The 15,460-nt window shown below is 71.7% G+C and carries 16 protein-coding genes and 2 pseudogenes; 5 read left to right on the top strand and 13 right to left on the bottom strand.

Annotated features, from left to right (window positions below; translation table 11 throughout):
• Nucleotides 1-278: 278 nt before the first annotated feature.
• Together ACFVFS_RS17200 and ACFVFS_RS17195 are read right to left on the bottom strand one after the other, a co-directional pair.
• Nucleotides 279-578 (bottom strand): hypothetical protein, encoded by a 300-nt coding sequence (locus tag ACFVFS_RS17200; protein WP_380624875.1) that lies wholly within the window; start codon nucleotides 576-578, stop codon nucleotides 279-281.
• A gap of 38 nt (nucleotides 579-616) precedes the next feature.
• Nucleotides 617-886: a hypothetical protein gene (locus tag ACFVFS_RS17195; protein ID WP_380624873.1), complete on the bottom strand. Its 270-nt coding sequence runs from the start codon at nucleotides 884-886 to the stop codon at nucleotides 617-619.
• A gap of 49 nt (nucleotides 887-935) precedes the next feature.
• On the opposite strand from ACFVFS_RS17195, the gene ACFVFS_RS17190 reads away from it, so the two are divergent.
• From ACFVFS_RS17190 to ACFVFS_RS17180, 3 genes are all read left to right on the top strand, one after another.
• A complete protein-coding gene (locus ACFVFS_RS17190) occupies nucleotides 936-1,565 on the top strand; it encodes an HAD family hydrolase (RefSeq protein WP_380624871.1) in 630 nt (209 codons plus the stop codon).
• Nucleotides 1,566-1,639: 74 nt separating this feature from the next.
• Complete coding sequence (locus ACFVFS_RS17185; RefSeq protein WP_380624869.1) at nucleotides 1,640-2,821, top strand: helix-turn-helix domain-containing protein; 1,182 nt, start codon at nucleotides 1,640-1,642, stop codon at nucleotides 2,819-2,821.
• 267 nt (nucleotides 2,822-3,088) lie between these two features.
• Nucleotides 3,089-3,301, top strand: a complete 213-nt coding sequence (locus tag ACFVFS_RS17180; protein WP_380624867.1) for a hypothetical protein — start codon at nucleotides 3,089-3,091, stop codon at nucleotides 3,299-3,301.
• A gap of 38 nt (nucleotides 3,302-3,339) precedes the next feature.
• On the opposite strand, the gene ACFVFS_RS17175 is transcribed toward ACFVFS_RS17180, so the two are convergent.
• Entirely contained in the window at nucleotides 3,340-3,735 is a 396-nt protein-coding gene (locus ACFVFS_RS17175) for a UTRA domain-containing protein (RefSeq protein WP_380625094.1), read from the bottom strand.
• Nucleotides 3,736-3,777: 42 nt separating this feature from the next.
• Nucleotides 3,778-3,954 (bottom strand): annotated as a pseudogene (locus ACFVFS_RS17170) (GntR family transcriptional regulator); the annotation flags it as partial.
• Nucleotides 3,955-4,570: 616 nt separating this feature from the next.
• On the opposite strand from ACFVFS_RS17170, the pseudogene ACFVFS_RS17165 reads away from it, so the two are divergent.
• A pseudogene (locus tag ACFVFS_RS17165) lies at nucleotides 4,571-4,696 on the top strand (3-hydroxyacyl-CoA dehydrogenase family protein); the annotation flags it as partial.
• Nucleotides 4,697-5,096: 400 nt separating this feature from the next.
• On the opposite strand, the gene ACFVFS_RS17160 reads toward ACFVFS_RS17165, so the two are convergent.
• The 9 genes from ACFVFS_RS17160 to infC form a co-directional block, all read right to left on the bottom strand.
• A complete protein-coding gene (locus ACFVFS_RS17160) occupies nucleotides 5,097-5,828 on the bottom strand; it encodes a hypothetical protein (protein WP_380624865.1) in 732 nt (243 codons plus the stop codon).
• 107 nt (nucleotides 5,829-5,935) lie between these two features.
• Nucleotides 5,936-6,781 (bottom strand): chitosanase, encoded by an 846-nt coding sequence (locus tag ACFVFS_RS17155; protein ID WP_380624863.1) that lies wholly within the window; start codon nucleotides 6,779-6,781, stop codon nucleotides 5,936-5,938.
• 177 nt (nucleotides 6,782-6,958) lie between these two features.
• On the bottom strand, nucleotides 6,959-9,460 hold the full coding sequence (gene pheT / locus ACFVFS_RS17150) for a phenylalanine--tRNA ligase subunit beta (RefSeq protein ID WP_380624861.1): 2,502 nt from the start codon (nucleotides 9,458-9,460) through the stop codon (nucleotides 6,959-6,961).
• Nucleotides 9,460-10,581 (bottom strand): phenylalanine--tRNA ligase subunit alpha, encoded by a 1,122-nt coding sequence (pheS, locus tag ACFVFS_RS17145; RefSeq protein WP_380624859.1) that lies wholly within the window; start codon nucleotides 10,579-10,581, stop codon nucleotides 9,460-9,462. Before pheS ends, pheT begins: the two co-directional genes overlap by 1 nt.
• A gap of 213 nt (nucleotides 10,582-10,794) precedes the next feature.
• Nucleotides 10,795-11,898: an ATP-binding protein gene (locus ACFVFS_RS17140; RefSeq protein ID WP_380624857.1), complete on the bottom strand. Its 1,104-nt coding sequence runs from the start codon at nucleotides 11,896-11,898 to the stop codon at nucleotides 10,795-10,797.
• A gap of 127 nt (nucleotides 11,899-12,025) precedes the next feature.
• On the bottom strand, nucleotides 12,026-12,892 hold the full coding sequence (locus tag ACFVFS_RS17135) for a TrmH family RNA methyltransferase (protein ID WP_380624855.1): 867 nt from the start codon (nucleotides 12,890-12,892) through the stop codon (nucleotides 12,026-12,028).
• A gap of 105 nt (nucleotides 12,893-12,997) precedes the next feature.
• Nucleotides 12,998-13,393 carry a 50S ribosomal protein L20 gene (rplT, locus tag ACFVFS_RS17130; RefSeq protein ID WP_266275176.1) on the bottom strand — a complete coding sequence of 132 codons (396 nt, stop codon included), beginning with the start codon at nucleotides 13,391-13,393 and terminating at the stop codon, nucleotides 12,998-13,000.
• Between the two features lie 109 nt (nucleotides 13,394-13,502).
• Nucleotides 13,503-13,697, bottom strand: a complete 195-nt coding sequence (gene rpmI / locus ACFVFS_RS17125) for a 50S ribosomal protein L35 (protein WP_030055648.1) — start codon at nucleotides 13,695-13,697, stop codon at nucleotides 13,503-13,505.
• Between the two features lie 134 nt (nucleotides 13,698-13,831).
• Nucleotides 13,832-14,581 carry a translation initiation factor IF-3 gene (gene infC, locus ACFVFS_RS17120; RefSeq protein ID WP_380625092.1) on the bottom strand — a complete coding sequence of 250 codons (750 nt, stop codon included), beginning with the start codon at nucleotides 14,579-14,581 and terminating at the stop codon, nucleotides 13,832-13,834.
• A gap of 460 nt (nucleotides 14,582-15,041) precedes the next feature.
• Between infC and ACFVFS_RS17115 the strand changes: the two genes are divergently transcribed.
• On the top strand, nucleotides 15,042-15,419 hold the full coding sequence (locus tag ACFVFS_RS17115) for a DUF1844 domain-containing protein (RefSeq protein WP_376087371.1): 378 nt from the start codon (nucleotides 15,042-15,044) through the stop codon (nucleotides 15,417-15,419).
• Nucleotides 15,420-15,460 lie beyond the last annotated feature (41 nt).

Raw genomic sequence — 15,460 nt, 5'->3', positions numbered from 1 at the left:
TGGCAGATGTGATGGAGGGGACCATAGCCGCGCAGATCGGCAGCGAGCGGAGGATGTAGCCGACCTGTGACCAGGTCTTCAACACCGTGATCGACCGGGCTATCCGCTCGCCGGAGAACACCGACACGTACTCTGAGCGGGCTTTTTCGGGCGGTCACCGAAGAAGGTGCTGGGGGTCGCCCCGGGTTGCGTATCCCGTAAGGCGACTTGCAAGATACGCAAGTGGCCGCCCCGGGTTGCGTATCTTGTAAGGCAACTTACGGGATACGCAAGAGGCCCTATTCCACGAAACCCATCCAGTGACCGGGCCAGCCATCCCGGTTGACCGGCAACTTCTCCGTAGTCACGGTCGCGTCGAGCTCGACCGGCTGACCGGCTTCGTGTGCGGCCTCGAGCATTCGGGCGTAGTCGATGTCGAGGGACAGGTAGGACCGCGGAGAGCCGTTCTCGATGACGCAGACGACGGCGAAGTCCTCGGTCCATGTCTCGCCAAGGCCGAAGAGGCCTCCGAGCCAGTTGACGTCGTCCTCGCTGAGTTCTTCTGCGGTCACGTACTCGATGTGGGACAGGGTGGCCATCGGGTTCCTTTCGATCGGCCACAGTCTGCACCCGGCGGCTAACTGGCCGTGTCGGATTCGTGAATCTCGGCGAGCTTGGCCTTGGCCGCGTCGAGGGACGCCTGCCAGGTCTGCGCGTAGCAGCCCCCGGTGCGGGCCTGCTCCCAGATCGGGTGGGACAGCAGCTCGCCCATCCGCTGCACGAACACCCCGCGGGCCGCGTCGACATCGCCGCCGGCCTGGCTGGCCGCGGTCATCGCCCGGTCCGCCTCCACCACGGCGATGTGCAGGGGCAGGACGTCATCAGGCAGGGCGAGTGCATCAGGCATGCCGCCAGCCTACGACGAAGCACCGACAGCCCCTCGATAGGCTCGGGCCATGGTGAGATCCGTGGTGTTCGACATCGGCGAGACCCTGACCAGCGACACCCGCTACTGGGCGGACTGGGCGCGGTGGCTCGGCGTCCCACAGCACACCCTGTCGGCCCTGGTCGGCATCGTGGTGGCTGAAGGCCGGGACAACGCGGACGCCGTCAGGATCCTGCGCCCAGGCATCGACGTGGGTGCGGAGTGGCGGGCCCGGCAGGCCGCCGGGCACGGCGATCGACTCGACGAGTCGGACCTCTACCCAGACGTCCGCCCGGCGCTGACCCGGCTACGGGCGGCCGGCCTGTGGGTGGGCATCGCTGGGAACCAGAACGCAGACGTGAGCGCCCTCCTGCGCGGGCTCGACCTGCCAGCCGACGCGATCGCCACCTCCGGCGAGTGGGGGGTGGCCAAGCCGGACGCCGGCTTCTTCGAGCGGGTGCTCGCCTGGGCGCCGGGCGAGCCGCACGAGATCGTCTACGTCGGCGATCACCCGGCCAATGATGTGGCGCCGGCGGCCCGCGCCGGTCTGCGGGCAGCGCACCTTCGCCGCGGCCCGATCGGCCTGACCACTACGGCTCCGGACGCGGACTGGACGGTCGACTCGCTGGACCAGCTCGCTGATCTGCTGATCGGCCAGTAGCAGCACCAGCCCGATGGTGTGGCTGTCTCCGCGATCACCTGCGCGCGGCGGGCGACGCCGGTAGCGTCCGAGACATGCCTGCGTCATCTACCGTCCTCGGCCTGCGCCTCGAGACGGCCCGTGCCGTCGCCCATTTGTCCCGCCGCCAGCTGGCCGAGGCGAGCGGCGTCTCGGAGAGCATGATCCAGAAGGTCGGCGACGGCCGCCGGATCCCGAGCGACCAGGTTCTCGAAGCGCTCGCGACCGCGCTGGGGACTACTCCGGAAGAGCTGATGGACGGGCCAGCACGGACGGACAGCCGGGTGCACCAGACGATCCCCGAGCTGCAGCGGACCATCGCGGTGTACGACCTGCCAGAGGACGGGCCCGTGCGGCCGCTCGCGCAGATCGCGGCCGACGTCGACGCCGCCGTCGAGGACCGAGTGCAGTCCCAGTACGTGCGCCTCGGCGAGCGGGCCCCTGCTCTGCTCGGCGAACTGTTCCGCGCGGTCGACCAGGCTCGCGGCCGGGAACGGGAGGAGGCTGCCCGGCTGCTGGCGCTGGCCGTCCGGTCGGCTGACGCTGTGGCCTACAAGTACGGCTACCGCGATCTCTCGGCCAGGCTGGTGGAGCTGATGCGGTGGGCGGCCAGCATGGCCGGTGACCCCGCACTCACCGCGACGGCAGCGTATGTGCGGATGGAGACGTACTTCGCTGCCCGCCAGCTCGCCCCGGGCCTGCGGTCGCTGCGCGCGGCCGCAGACCGGATGCCCGCGCCGACCACCGAGCGGCTCGCCGCCGCAGCAGCAGCCCTGCACATGCGGGCCGCCGTCGCAGCCGGGCGGATGCGCCTCGCCGATGACGCCCGCGCCCACCTGCGCGAGGCCGCGGCGCTGGCGGGCCGGGTACGCGAGCGCCTGTACGACGGCACCGCCGTGGGGCCGGACAGCCTGGAGATCCACCGACTGTCGGTCGCGGTCGAGCTTGGCCAGGAGGACGATCTCCAGGAGGCCGTGGCCGCCGCCTCCCGCTGGGCGCCGCCCCGGACCCTCCCCGCGGAACGCAGGAGCCACTACTACATCGACCTGGCCCGGGCGCAGGTACACCTCGGCCGTCCTCAGCATGCCGCAGAGTCGCTGCTGGTGGCCCGACAGATCGCACCTCTCCACGTGCGGGAGCACGGGCAGGTGCGAACGGAGCTGGCGACGATGGTCCGGCTGACGCGGGGCCGGGACGAGCGGGTGCTCGCGCTGGCACGGTGGGCCCGCGCTGTCTGATCTTTAGCACACCATGTGCTAACTCGGGGCCTCGCTGGTGGGGATCGTAGAGGTCGTGACGGAGATATCCGGCCGCCCGGTCGAGATCGACCCGGGGACCATCAGTCCTGCGCGCCTGCATGGTGAGGCGTGCATCGACTGCGGGGACCCGGAGCCGCCCCTCGTACCTGCCGGCTACGTGCATACGGCGACCGGTCGGGGCATGGCCCCGTTGGGCTGGGCGGTCCGTGCGCATCCCACATGCCCGAGCGTCCTCAAGGAGGAGTCGTGACCGACCGCACCACCGTGTCCCCTGAGGAGCCGGAGGCCGAGGAGGGAACGGGCGGGTACTGCCGGGTCTGTGGCGACTACGGGTACGGCGTCTACGCCGGCATGCGGACCGCCCTCACTGACTGGATCACCAGACACAAGGGCTGCACCGCGGCGACCGCCGCGAGCCCGGGGCCGCCGGATCGCGGGCCGGGCGACGTGTGGGCCTGATGGCTCCCTGGCTGGCGTCCGGCGGCGCCGGCCAGGGCCTACCTCAGCCGCACTCGCCACCGGTCTGCGGGCAGCACTATGTCGGCGGTCTCGGCGGGGCGCCCGGTCGAGTCGTATCGGGTGCGCTGGATCAGCCACGCGGGTACTCCGCTGGGCAGGCCTAGGTAGTCGCCCTCGGCTGGGGTGAGGTGGTGCAGCATGACCTCGGCCTCGACCCGGTCCCACTCGGTGGCCCGCGCTCCGGCCCACCAGGTGGTGATGAGGTGGCTCGGCCGCAGGTCGGGGTCGAGCAGTTCCTCGCGGTGCCAGCGGAGTCGGGTGCGCTCGGGGAGATGGAGTCGGCCGGCGAAGTCTGCGGTGGCTCGCTGGCTGCCGGTGGCGCCCTCCCCCCGGGGGTGGGGCCAGTCTCCGTCGACATCGAGGAGTGTGCGCACAGCAGGAGGATGCGCCACCCAGAGCCGCGCGCGGGCCCTTCCCTCAAGAACTCCCGCCTGCCGAAGTACGGCCATACCCCGTCGGGCCTCGGCGATGGTGACATCCAGCTCGGCGGCTAAGTCGGCCTGGGAGGGGAGCTGCCGCCCAGACGGCCACTCGCCGCTGAGGATCCGTCGACGGATCTCGGCGGCTACGCGCTGGTAGGGCGCGGGCTCCATCGGCCCCCTCGGTCACTACGTGTGAGCTGGTCTGACCTGCTTCACCGTAGAGACCGGCTCTGATCTGCGTTAACGCAGATCTAGACAGGGCACGCACCACCGCCCATCATCTCTATGTAACCAACACCACTATTCGATTGGGTGTTCTACGCCGTGGGCGACCTTGCGGAAGGAATGCACGTGTACGACGCCAGACGATGGCCCCGCGAGGTGGTGCTGGCGGCGTACGAGTGGACCCCGGGGCGCTGCTACCGCTGCCGAACAGATTCTGAGCGGACCACCCCCGTCGGATACCTGGCCCAGGCCGAGGGACTGGCGGCCGTCACTGCGTGCGAGGAGTGCACCCTCCTGTTGGAGGGCGCCCGCCTTGCGGCAGCGGCCCGCTACGGGTGGCCGTACGCACCAGGGACGCCTCCCACAAGGCCATGGATCCGCCGGCTCGACGGGGAGAATCCGTAGAGTTCTCTGCCCGGTAGAGCCGGGGTAGGGGTCCAGCGGTCCAAGCATGAGGCTAGTACGTCTCAATACGTCAAAGAACATCCATGCAGGTCAAAGCCATGCGAACGCCGAACCTGGCCCACCCAGGGACCCTACCTGGGGACCCATCAACTTGGCATCTATGTACGACGAGTACAAGGAGCCGCTGTACGCCGCTCCCCCGCTGCTGTCCCGGATGGTCGACGCGGGCCTGCTGGGCCGCAAGTCCGGCCGCGGCTTCTACGACTACACCGCGACCGCCTGACGGCGGGCACGGACGTGGCGGGGCCCGGGAGCGGTATCCATCTCCCGGGCCCCTGGTGTGCCACCCAATTGCTGTGCACCGGCACGTTTAAGAGTGTGAGTCAGTCTTTACAGCGTCGCTCTGCCATTAAAGCTACCGCGCCATGGAGAGGCGCAGACGGGAGTCGAACCCGCAACCTACGCTGCAGCGCACACCCGGTCGATCCGGCGCTCGGCGGCGAATGCTGAGACTTGAGCGAGAGTCTGAGTCTGACGGGGCGCCTCTGCCACTTGGGCTACCCCGGCACGTGGTGCCGGAGGAGGGACTCGAACCCCCACCGTTTCCCCGGTATCAGCTTCAACTTCAGTATCAGCTTGCGCTTTTCGCGCCACCCCCGGTCTCACCCGGGGGGCTCGTGGGGCTACCCGAACAGGTAGCCGAACACCGCGTCCCCGACCCTCCGGTCGGCGACCTCGAAGCCGTTGGCCTCCTCGCGGGCGAACTGGACGGCCTGCTGGAGCTTCTCGACCCGCTCCAGGAGCTCGTTGACCCGCCGGGCGGGCAGGGCCCCGGAGAACTTCACGGTCGTCCAGTAGCCGATCGCGACGTCCTCGTAGTAGACCTCGACCTGCGCCGGGTGCTTCTCGGTGGCCTCGGCCTTGACGTGGTTGCGCGGCACCTTCCTGGTGCGGATGGTGCGGACCGCCTCGGTCCTCCAGGAGTCCGTGGACGGGTCGTGGCTCCAGGCCTCGGCGGCGTCCAGGACGGGCAGCTTGCGGACGAAGGTCCGCAGGTCGGTGAGCTGCTTCTCCAGGAAGAGCAGGTAGGTGACCGGCGCCGCGGCGACCAGCGTGCGGCCGTCGACGACGACGTCGGCCCTGGCCTCGGTGTTGGCCCAGTCCTTGGTCGCGGTGACGTCGAACAGCCGGGTCAGGGTGGTGGCCGTGGCCCGCAGCACGTCCTCGGCCTTGACCTGGACCCGGGTGGACTCGGGGGGAAGCTGCTCGCCCTCCTCGTCCTTGGGCTGGTACGTCCGGGAGATGCCGGCCAGCAGCGGGGTCTTCTGCAGGTCCTGGTGGGACTGCGTCAGCTCCTGGAAGGACTTCGACTTGACGCCCTTTTCGACGGCGATGATCTGGTTCAGCTTTGCCACGTCGGGGACGCTACCAGCGCGTGCGTTCGGGCGTCATGCGAATTAAGGGCCGGTGGCGGGAGGCCCGGCCGGACGCCGGCCGCCTCCCGCCACCGCACGGCGGCGCGTCAGCTGTTGATGGCGTAACTGTCGCCGTAGACCTTCCACTTGAGCGGCGGGTTGAGGTCGAAGTTCTTGGCGTTGAGGAAGACCAGCTGCTCGGTGTCGACCCGGCTGGTGTCGGCGTGCGCCTCCTCCTTCTTCATGACGACCTTGCGGGCGTCCAGGAAGGCCTTGAGGAAGGTGGCCTCGTCGCCGCCCTGGGCGGGGCTCTTGGCCTTCTTCAGGGCGGCGGCGCGGATCCCGCCGAAGCTGTCGGAGCCGGTGCCGGGGCCGTGCATGACGATGGCGTCGTAGTAGATGAACTGGCCGAGCGCGCGCAGGCCGTCGGCCTTGGCCTGCTTGACCGAGGGGTTGAAGTAGACGCGGTCGCGCTCGTCGTTCTGGGCCTGCTGGAAGACGGCGTCCTTGGCGGCGGTCGCCCAGTCCCGCTCGAAGGCGGAGCCGAGGCCGGAGTGCGACTCGGTGCCGTTGACCTTGCGCAGCGCCGGGAGGTACTTGGCGAGGACGTTGCCCGGCTTGAGGGTGGTGTAGTACTCGACCAGGTCGAGCATGTCGCCGGTGCCGGAACAGAAGCCGATGATGCCGGCGGTGTAGCCGCGGCCGTCCTTGATGTCCTCGATGTACTTGTACTGGGACTTCCAGTCGAGGGAGGAGTTCTCGGCGCTGGACACCAACTGCATGGCGATGTCCTTCTTGTGCGGGTCGTCCAGGCCCACGGCGGCGAGGCGGACGGTGCCGGCGGCGGGCGCGGCGTGCGCGGCGCCGGCCGCCGCGACGGTGGCCGGCGCGGCCACCAGCAGGGCGGCGAGGGCGAGGCGGGCGGTGCGGGCGGTGCGGTGGCGAGTACGCATCTGACGCTCCGTTTCCCTGATCCGGGCACGGTGGCGGCCCGGACTCCTGAGAGAGTTAGGAAAGTTTCCTAACTTGATTGAAGCGTTCACGACGCCTGCGGCGCAAGGGGGTTGCCCGCACGGGCACGCGAAAGGGCCCCGGCCGGTGGTCCGGCCAGGGCCCCTTCGGGACGGGCGTCAGGCGCCGCGCAGCACCGCACCGGTGCGGGCGACGGCCTCGGCGACGGCCGCCTCGCGGGCGGCGCTCGCCTCGTCGGCGGTCAGCGTCCGGTCCGCGGCGCGGAACCGCAGCGCGTACGCCAGCGACTTCCGGCCCTCGCCGACCTGCTCGCCGGTGAAGACGTCGAACAGCCGGATCGCCTCCAGCAGTTCGCCGGCCCCGGAGCGCAGCGCGGCCTCCACGTCGGCGGCGTGCACCTCGGCGTCGACGATCAGCGCGACGTCCTGGGTGGCCACCGGGAAGCCGGAGACCGCCGGACCCTCGACCCGCGCGGCGCCGTCGGCGGCCAGCAGGTCCAGGTCGAGCTCCATCGCGCCGGTGCGCTCGGGCAGGCCCAGCGCCTTGACCACGCGCGGGTGCAGCTCACCCGCGTGGCCGACCACGCGCTCGGTGCCGGCCACCACCAGCTCGGCGCAGCGGCCCGGGTGCCACGGCATCAGCCGGCCCGGGCGCACGGCCAGCTCCACCCCGGCGGCGCGGGCCACCGTACGGGCGGCCTCGATCGCGTCGGCCCAGGTCGCCGGGGCGCCCTTGCCCCACCAGCCGGACGGCAGCCGCTCGCCGGCCAGCGCGACGGCGACCCGGCGCGGCTGGTGCGGCAGCGCGGCGTCCAGCGCCGCCAGCTCCTCGTCGCTGGGCCGGTGGTCGACGGCCGGACGCGGGGCGACCGACAGCTGGTCCTTCGGCAGGAACACCGTGCCCGTCTCGAAGACCGCCAGATCGGTGTTGCCGCGGCCGATGTTGCGGCGCAGCGCCCCGAGCAGGCCCGGCAGCAGCGTGGTGCGCAGCCCCGGCTCCTCGTCGTTGAGCGGGTTGACCAGGGTGACGGTGCGCCGCCGCCGGTCCTCCGGCTCCAGGCCGAGCGCCTCGAAGGAGGCCTCGCCGACGAACGGGTAGTTGTTGACCTCGACGTAGCCCGCGCCGGCCAGCGCGACGCCGACCCGGCGGTGCATCCGCTGGGCCTCGGTCAGGCCCTTGCCCGGCGGGACGGTGGGCATCCGGGCGGGGACGTTGTCGTAGCCCTCCAGCCGGATGACCTCCTCGGCGAGGTCGTACGGGTCCGTGAGGTCGGGGCGCCAGGTCGGCGGGGTGACCTCCAGGACGTCGGCGCCGGAGACCGAGCAGCCGATCTCCTGCAGGCGCCGGGTGACGGTCTCCCGGCCGTACCCGGTGCCGGCGACCCGGTCGGGCAGGTCGGCGGCGATGGTGATGGTGCGCACCGGGTGCGGGGCGGCGATGTCGGTGACACCGGCCTCGGCGGTGCCGCCGGCGATCAGCACCAGCAGGTCGACGGCGCGCTGCGCGGCGGCGCGGGCGGCCTCCGGGTCGACGCCGCGCTCGAAGCGCTTGGACGCCTCGGAGGGCAGCTTGTGCCGCTTGGCGCCGCGGGCGATGGCGACCGGGTCGAAGTGCGCCGCCTCGATGATCACCTCGGTGGTGCCCGGGCCGGCGGCCGGGTCGAGGATCTCGGTGGAGGCGCCGCCCATGACCCCGGCCAGGCCGATCGGGCCGCTGTTGTCGCAGATCAGCAGGTCCTCGGCGGACAGCGTGCGCTGGACGCCGTCGAGGGTGGTGAGGCGCTCGCCCTCCTCCGCCCGGCGGACCACGATCGGGCCGTCGACGCGCTGCTTGTCGTAGGCGTGCAGCGGCTGGCCCACCTCCAGCATCACGTAGTTGGTGATGTCGACGGCGAGCGAGATCGGGCGGATGCCCGCCTTCTGCAGCCGGCGCTGGAGCCAGATCGGGGACTTGGCAGCCGGGTCGAGGCCGACGACGGTGCGGGCCACGAAGCGGTCGCAGCCGGCCGGGTCGTTGACCTTCACCAGGTAGCCGAAGGAGTTGGCCGGCGGCACGTCGAGCAGCGCCGGGTCGGCCAGCGGCAGCCCGTAGGCGGCGGCGGCCTCGCGGGCGACGCCGCGCAGCGACAGGCAGTAGCCGCGGTCCGGGGTGACGGCGATGTCGAGCACCTCGTCGACGAGCTGGAGCAGCTCGACGGCGTCGGTGCCGGGCTCGTACTCGGGCGGGAGCACGATGATGCCGTTGTGGTCGTCGCCCATGCCGAGCTCGCGGGCCGAGCAGATCATGCCGGCCGAGGTGTGGCCGTAGGTCTTGCGGGCGGCGATCGGGAAGGGACCGGGGAGCACGGCGCCGGGGAGCACCACGACGACCTTGTCGCCGACGGCGAAGTTGGTGGCGCCGCAGACGATCTCCTGCGGCTCGCCGGTGCCGTTGGCCTCGCCGACGTTGACGTAGCAGTGCCGGATCGGCTTCTTGAAGCCGGTCAGCTCCTCGATGGAGAGCACCTCGCCGACCACCAGCGGGCCCTTGAGGTCGCCGCCGAGCTGCTCGACGGTCTCGACCTCCAGGCCGGCGCGGACCAGCCGCTCGGCCACGTCGCGACCGGTCTCACCGGCCGGCAGGTCGACGTACTCGCGCAGCCAGGAAAGCGGGACGCGCATCAGATCTCCATCCCGAACGGGAGGGTGAAGCGCACGTCACCCTCGACCATGTCGCGCATGTCGGCGACGTTGTGACGGTTCATCAGGATCCGCTCCAGGCCCAGGCCGAAGGCGAACCCGCTGTAGCGGTTGGGGTCCACGCCGCAGGCGACGAGCACCCGCGGGTTGACCACGCCGCAGCCGCCGAGCTCGATCCAGCCCTCGGAGCCGCAGGTGCGGCAGGGGCGGTCCGGGTTGCCGACCGACGCGCCGAGGCAGACGAAGCACTGCAGGTCGATCTCGGCGCTCGGCTCGGTGAACGGGAAGTAGGACGGCCGCCAGCGCAGCTCCAGGCCGTCGCCGATCAGGGTCGAGACCAGCTGCTCGATGGTGCCCTTGAGGTCGGCGAAGGTGATGCCCTCGTCCACCGCCAGGCCCTCGACCTGCCGGAAGACCGGGGTGTGGGTGGCGTCCAGCTCGTCGGTGCGGTAGACCCGGCCGGGGCAGACCACGTAGACGGGGGGCTCGCGGTGGAGCAGGGTGCGGGCCTGGACCGGGGAGGTCTGGGTGCGCAGCACCACGCCGGAGTCGGCGGAGCCGTCCGGGGCCTGCACGAAGAAGGTGTCCTGCATGGAGCGGGCCGGGTGGTCCGGGCCCAGGTTGAGGGCGTCGAAGTTGAGCCATTCGGCCTCGACCTCGGGGCCCTCGGCGACCTGGTAGCCCATCGCGACGAAGGTGTCCTCGATGCGCTCGGCCAGCGTGGTCAGCGGGTGGCGGGCGCCGCGCGGGGTGCGGTCGTAGGGCAGCGTGACGTCCACCGCCTCCTCGACCAGCACCCGGGCGTCGCGCTCGGCCTCCAGTTCGGCCTGCCGCTTGGCGAGCGCCTGGTTGACCGCGCCCCGGGCCTGGCCGATCAGCTTGCCGGCGGCGGCCTTGGCGTGCGGGGGGAGGGCGCCGATCTCGCGGTTGGCGAGGGACAGGGCGGAGCGGTCGCCGGTGTGGGCGACCTTGGCCTGCTTCAGCTCGTCGAGGCTGGTGGCGGCGGCGAACGCGGCGACGGCCTCGTCCCGGGCCGTCTCCACCACCTCGGGCTTGAGGGCCTCGACCTCGACCGGGTCGTACGACTTGTTGGGTGCCGACATCTCTATCTTCCCGTGCTCCTGCTCGTCCGTGCTCAGGTAAGGGGCTCGTGCCTTCGCGTCACGCCCGGCGTGGCCGGGGCACGGGCAGCCGTTCTCCGAACCGGGGAGGCGGGGTGTCCGCGGCGCGGCCGCGCGGGGCGTTCCACAACGCCAAAGGTCGAGTGTAGTCGCAGCGCGTAGCGCGGCTGCCGTCAAGCCCGCCCGGCGGACCGACTACAACATGAAGTCGGGCACCCCGGCGGGCAGGATGAATCGGAACCGGGCGCCGCCGCCGGGCGCGCGGTCGACGCGGATCGAGCCGCCGTGGGCCTCCACGATGCCCTTGACGATGTAGAGGCCGAGCCCGGTGCCGCCGCGCTTGGAGCCGCGCCAGAAGCGGGTGAAGACGCGCGGCACCGCCTCCTCGGGGATGCCGCTGCCTTCGTCGCTCACGGTGACCGCTGTGCCTTCCACGATGCGGGGCTGGGTGCCGGGGCGCTCCCAGACGGGGGCCTCGACGACCTCCTTGGCCGGTGCCACCTCAATGGTGACAGTCCCCTCGCCGTGCCGCACGGCGTTTTCCAGCAGGTTGGCGAGCACCTGGTCGACCTTGTCGGGATCGGCCCACAGCACGGTGAGCGGCTCACTGACCCGGATGTCGAAGCGCTCCTCGGGGATGCCGGTGGCGACCTTGCGCTCGACGTGCCGGCGCACGGCGGCGGCCAGGTCGACGACCTGTTTGCGCAGCTCCAGCCGGCCGGCGTCGATCCGGGAGATGTCCAGCAGCTCGGCGATCAGCCGGGTGACCCGGTCGGCGTCGGCGTCCACGGTCTCCAGCATCAGCCGCTTCTGCCCGTCGGTGAACCGCTCCCACTTGGCGAGCAGGGTCGCGGTGAACCCCTTGACGCTGGTGAGCGGCGAGCGCAGCTCGTGCGCGACGGTGGCGATCAGCTCCGCGTGGCTGCGCTCGGTGCGGCGGCGCGCCTCGGTGCCGCGCAGGGCGATCACCAGCCGCTCCAGCGGGCCCCCGGGGCGCTCGCGGACGTAGCGGGCGGAGACCAGCACCTCGCGGCCACCGGGCAGCAGCAGGTTGCGCTCCGGCTGGCCGGTGCGGACAGCCAGGCCGCCGTACGGGTCGGTCAGCTGCCACCAGCGGCGGCCGTCCAGGTCCTCCAGCGGCAGGACGTCCTCCAGGGCGCCGCCGAGCACGGCCTGCGGGGCGACGCCGGTCAGCCTGGCGGCGGCGCGGTTGAAGCAGACCACCCGGCCCAGGGCGTCGGCGACCACCAGGCCGTCCGGCAGGTCGTCCGGGTCGAGCTCTGGCCCGCTGCCGACCATGGGTGTCCTCCCCGATTACCCACCGTGTCTTTCCCCCCACCGAGGCAGACCCTAGCGCCTCACAGCCCCGCGTAATAGGGCATGGCCGACGATTCGCGTCGGATCGGCGCCGGGGTCGGCGCGCGGGTCACCGCGCGGCGCGGCACCCGCCGGGCGAGCGCTGCGCGCGGGCCGAGGCGTAGAGGCAGACGGCGGCGGCGGTGGCCAGGTTGAGGCTCTCGGCGTGCCCGTGGATCGGCACGCGCACGACCTCGTCGGTCAGTGCGCGGGTCTCCTCGGGGAGCCCCCACGCCTCGTTGCCGAACACCCATGCGCCGGGTGCGCCCAGGGTGCCCTCGTCGAGCTCCTGGTCGAGGTCGCGCTCCCCCGCGCCGTCGGCGGCGAGCACCCGCACCCCGGCCTCGCGCAGCCGGCCGATCGCCTCCTCGACCGGCACGCCGACGGCGACCGGGAGGTGGAAGAGGCTGCCGACCGAGGCCCGGACGGCCTTCGGGTTGTACAGGTCGACGGAGGCGTCGGTGAGCACCACGGCGTCCGCGCCGGCCGCGTCGGCGGTGCGCAGCACGGTCCCGGCGTTGCCGGGGTCGCGGACGTGGGCGAGCACGGCGACCAGCTGCGGACGGGCGGCCAGGACGTCGGCGAAGGGCGTGTCGATGAAGCGGCAGAGCGCGACGATGCCCTGCGGGGTCACCGTGTCGCAGATGTCGGCGATGACCTCGTCGGTGGCGGTGAGCACCGGCAGCCCCTCGGCGCGGGCGGCCTCCACGATCACGGCGTGCCGCTCGGCGGCCTCGGCGGTGGCGTACACCTCGACGACGGCGTGCTCGCCCGAGCCCGGCAGCCGCCCGAACGCGATCGCCTCCCGCACGGCCTGCGGGCCCTCGGCGAGGAAGCGGCGCTCCTTGCCGCGCTGGCTCCGCTTGGCGAGCCGCCGGGCCGCGACCACGCGGGGCGAGCGCAGGGAGGTGAGCAGGGGGGTGTCGGTGCTCGGCATGATCTCGTCTCTGTACTGGCTGGCCGGGGTGACCGGGTAACGCAAAACCGGACCCGCAGGATCGAGCCTGCGGGTCCGGTCAGCTCAACTCGACTGATCCGGGGATCAGGCGGCGTCGGCGGCGGCCTTCGGGGCGTTCACGTCGGCCGGCAGCGCCTTCTGGGCGACCTCGACCAGGACGGCGAACGCACCCGGGTCGTTGACGGCGAGGTCGGCCAGCATCTTGCGGTCGATCTCGACGCTGGCGGCCTTCAGGCCCTGCACGAAGCGGTTGTAGGTGATGCCGTTGGCACGGGCCGCAGCGTTGATGCGCTGGATCCACAGCTGACGGAAGTCGCCCTTGCGCTTCTTGCGGTCGTTGAAGTTGTAGACCAGCGAGTGGGTGACCTGCTCCTTGGCCTTGCGGTACAGGCGCGAGCGCTGGCCGCGGTAGCCGCTGGCGCGCTCCAGGATGACCCGGCGCTTCTTGTGGGCGTTGACTGCCCGCTTGACGCGTGCCACTTGATTACTCCTTGGGTTGGACCACGGACTACTTCACGTGGTCCGTCATTCGAATGGGTCGGGAAGGATCAGCTGCCCCGCACGCGGCTCGCGCCGGGCGGGAGGGCGATCACTTGCCGAGAAGCTTCTTGATCTTCTTGGCGTCGGCGGGGGCCAGCTCGACCGTCCCGGCCAGCTTGCGGGTCAGCGTCGAAGGCTTGTGCTCCAGGAGGTGGCGGCGGCCGGCGCGCTCGCGCAGCACCTTGCCAGAGCCACTGATCTTGAAGCGCTTGCTGGCGCCACTGTGCGTCTTCTGCTTCGGCATTTCGCCGTATCTCCTCGTCGGTCCGTCCACGCCCGCGCGGTGTGCGCCGCGCGGGCGTGAAGGATGGATCTGCGGTGACCGGGCGGGGCGCCCCGTCACCCTGTGGCCGGTCTCCCGGGCCTGACCTGGGAGGGTCAGGCGCCCTGGGAGGCCTCGGCCGGCTGCTCGACCGGAGCGGCGGCCTCGGGGGCCTCCACCTCGGCAGCGGCGTCCTGGGGCTCGGCAGCGTCGTCCTGAACCTCGACGGCGGCGTCCTGAACCTCGGCAGGCTCGTCGGACTCGGCGAGGTCCGCGTCCGGACCGGTGGTGCGGCCCTGACGCTCGGCCTTGCGGGCGTCCGCAGCGGCGCGGGCCTCGGCCATCGCCTCGGTCTTCTTCTTGTGCGGGCCGAGAACCATGATCATGTTACGGCCGTCCTGCTTCGGCGAGGACTCGACGAAGCCCAGGTCCTGGACGTCGTCGGCGAGCCGCTGAAGCAGACGGAAGCCCAGCTCGGGGCGGGACTGCTCACGACCGCGGAACATGATCGTGATCTTGACCTTGTCGCCCTGCTTGAGGAACCGGACGACGTGACCCTTCTTGGTGTCATAGTCGTGCGGGTCGATCTTCGGCCGGAGCTTCATCTCCTTGATGACCGTGTGCGCCTGGTTCTTGCGCGCCTCACGGGCCTTCATGGCCGACTCGTACTTGAACTTGCCGTAGTCCATGAGCTTGCACACCGGCGGCCGGGCGGTCGCCGCGACCTCGACCAGGTCGAGGTCGTACTCCTGCGCGAGCTCCAGCGCCTTGGCAAGCGGCACGATGCCGACCTGCTCGCCGCTGGGACCGACGAGTCGCACCTCGGGGACGCGAATCCGGTCGTTGATGCGGGGCTCGGTGCTGATGGGGCCTCCTCGGTTGCACCTTCTGCGATGCGGCCGTCGGACGGCGGTCGCACGTAGTGGACTCGACCACTGGGCGGGGCTTCATTCGTGCTGCGCTGTGCCCGGCTCCGTTCGGCCGTTCACACCGCGACACGAAAAAAGCCCCGCTCGGTACAAGCGGGGCTCCACACAACCGGGGGCGGCACCCGGTGAGGGGCGCTGCGGCGACCGTCGGCACACTGGGCGCCCGTCGCGGACCGGACCCGTCGACCGTGAGGCCGATCAGGTGGGAGACTTTCGCGGTTGCCCTCTCGGGCCTCCTGGGTGGAGCCTCCACTTGCTGGCCGGACCTCCGTGAGGACGTCTGGCCGGTCAGTCTCGAAGCATACAGCGCCGGGGGGTCGAACGCTATTCCGCCCCCGCACGCCCCGGCTTGTACGCTCCCTCTGTACGGACACCGGCACGACGGAACGAGCCCCCCTTGAGCAGCGAGACCACCCAGAACCCCGCCGCGGACGACGAGGCGATCGGCTTCGACGACCTCACCCGGGACATCGCCGAGGTCCCGGCCGTCGAGGTGATCACCACCGTCGCCGTGCACCTGATGAGCGCGGCCGCCGTGAAGTGCGGCCTCGCCGAGGGCGGCGAGAAGGACAAGGACCTCGACGAGGCCCGCAAGCTCATCACCGCGCTGGCCGGACTCGTCACCGCGGGCGCCCCGGAGGTCAGCAACTTCCACGCCGCGCCGCTGCGCGACGGCCTGCGCTCGCTGCAGCTGGCCTTCCGCGAGGCCTCGATCGTCCCGGACGCCCCGGGTGCCGGGCCGGGCGAGAAGTTCACCGGTCCGGTCTACTCCTGAGGCCCCGAACGGCGGTGGTGGGGGGGGGCGGGGGGGGTGGG

The organism is Kitasatospora sp. NPDC057692, from assembly GCF_042799475.1.
Taxonomy (GTDB): domain Bacteria; phylum Actinomycetota; class Actinomycetes; order Streptomycetales; family Streptomycetaceae; genus Kitasatospora.
The sequence above is the reverse complement of the archived record's forward strand: the minus strand, read 5'-3'. Positions and strand labels throughout refer to the sequence as shown.

Bases quoted from the DNA above. Each gene is read 5' to 3' on its own strand.
- rpmI (WP_030055648.1), bottom strand. From the start codon at position 13,697: ATGCCGAAGCAGAAGACGCACAGTGGCGCCAGCAAGCGCTTCAAGATC.
- ACFVFS_RS17185 (WP_380624869.1), top strand. From the start codon at position 1,640: ATGCCTGCGTCATCTACCGTCCTCGGCCTGCGCCTCGAGACGGCCCGT.
- ACFVFS_RS17135 (WP_380624855.1), bottom strand. From the start codon at position 12,892: ATGCCGAGCACCGACACCCCCCTGCTCACCTCCCTGCGCTCGCCCCGC.
- ACFVFS_RS17155 (WP_380624863.1), bottom strand. From the start codon at position 6,781: ATGCGTACTCGCCACCGCACCGCCCGCACCGCCCGCCTCGCCCTCGCC.
- ACFVFS_RS17195 (WP_380624873.1), bottom strand. From the start codon at position 886: ATGCCTGATGCACTCGCCCTGCCTGATGACGTCCTGCCCCTGCACATC.
- ACFVFS_RS17200 (WP_380624875.1), bottom strand. From the start codon at position 578: ATGGCCACCCTGTCCCACATCGAGTACGTGACCGCAGAAGAACTCAGC.
- pheS (WP_380624859.1), bottom strand. From the start codon at position 10,581: ATGTCGGCACCCAACAAGTCGTACGACCCGGTCGAGGTCGAGGCCCTC.
- pheT (WP_380624861.1), bottom strand. From the start codon at position 9,460: ATGCGCGTCCCGCTTTCCTGGCTGCGCGAGTACGTCGACCTGCCGGCC.
- ACFVFS_RS17190 (WP_380624871.1), top strand. From the start codon at position 936: ATGGTGAGATCCGTGGTGTTCGACATCGGCGAGACCCTGACCAGCGAC.
- ACFVFS_RS17140 (WP_380624857.1), bottom strand. From the start codon at position 11,898: ATGGTCGGCAGCGGGCCAGAGCTCGACCCGGACGACCTGCCGGACGGC.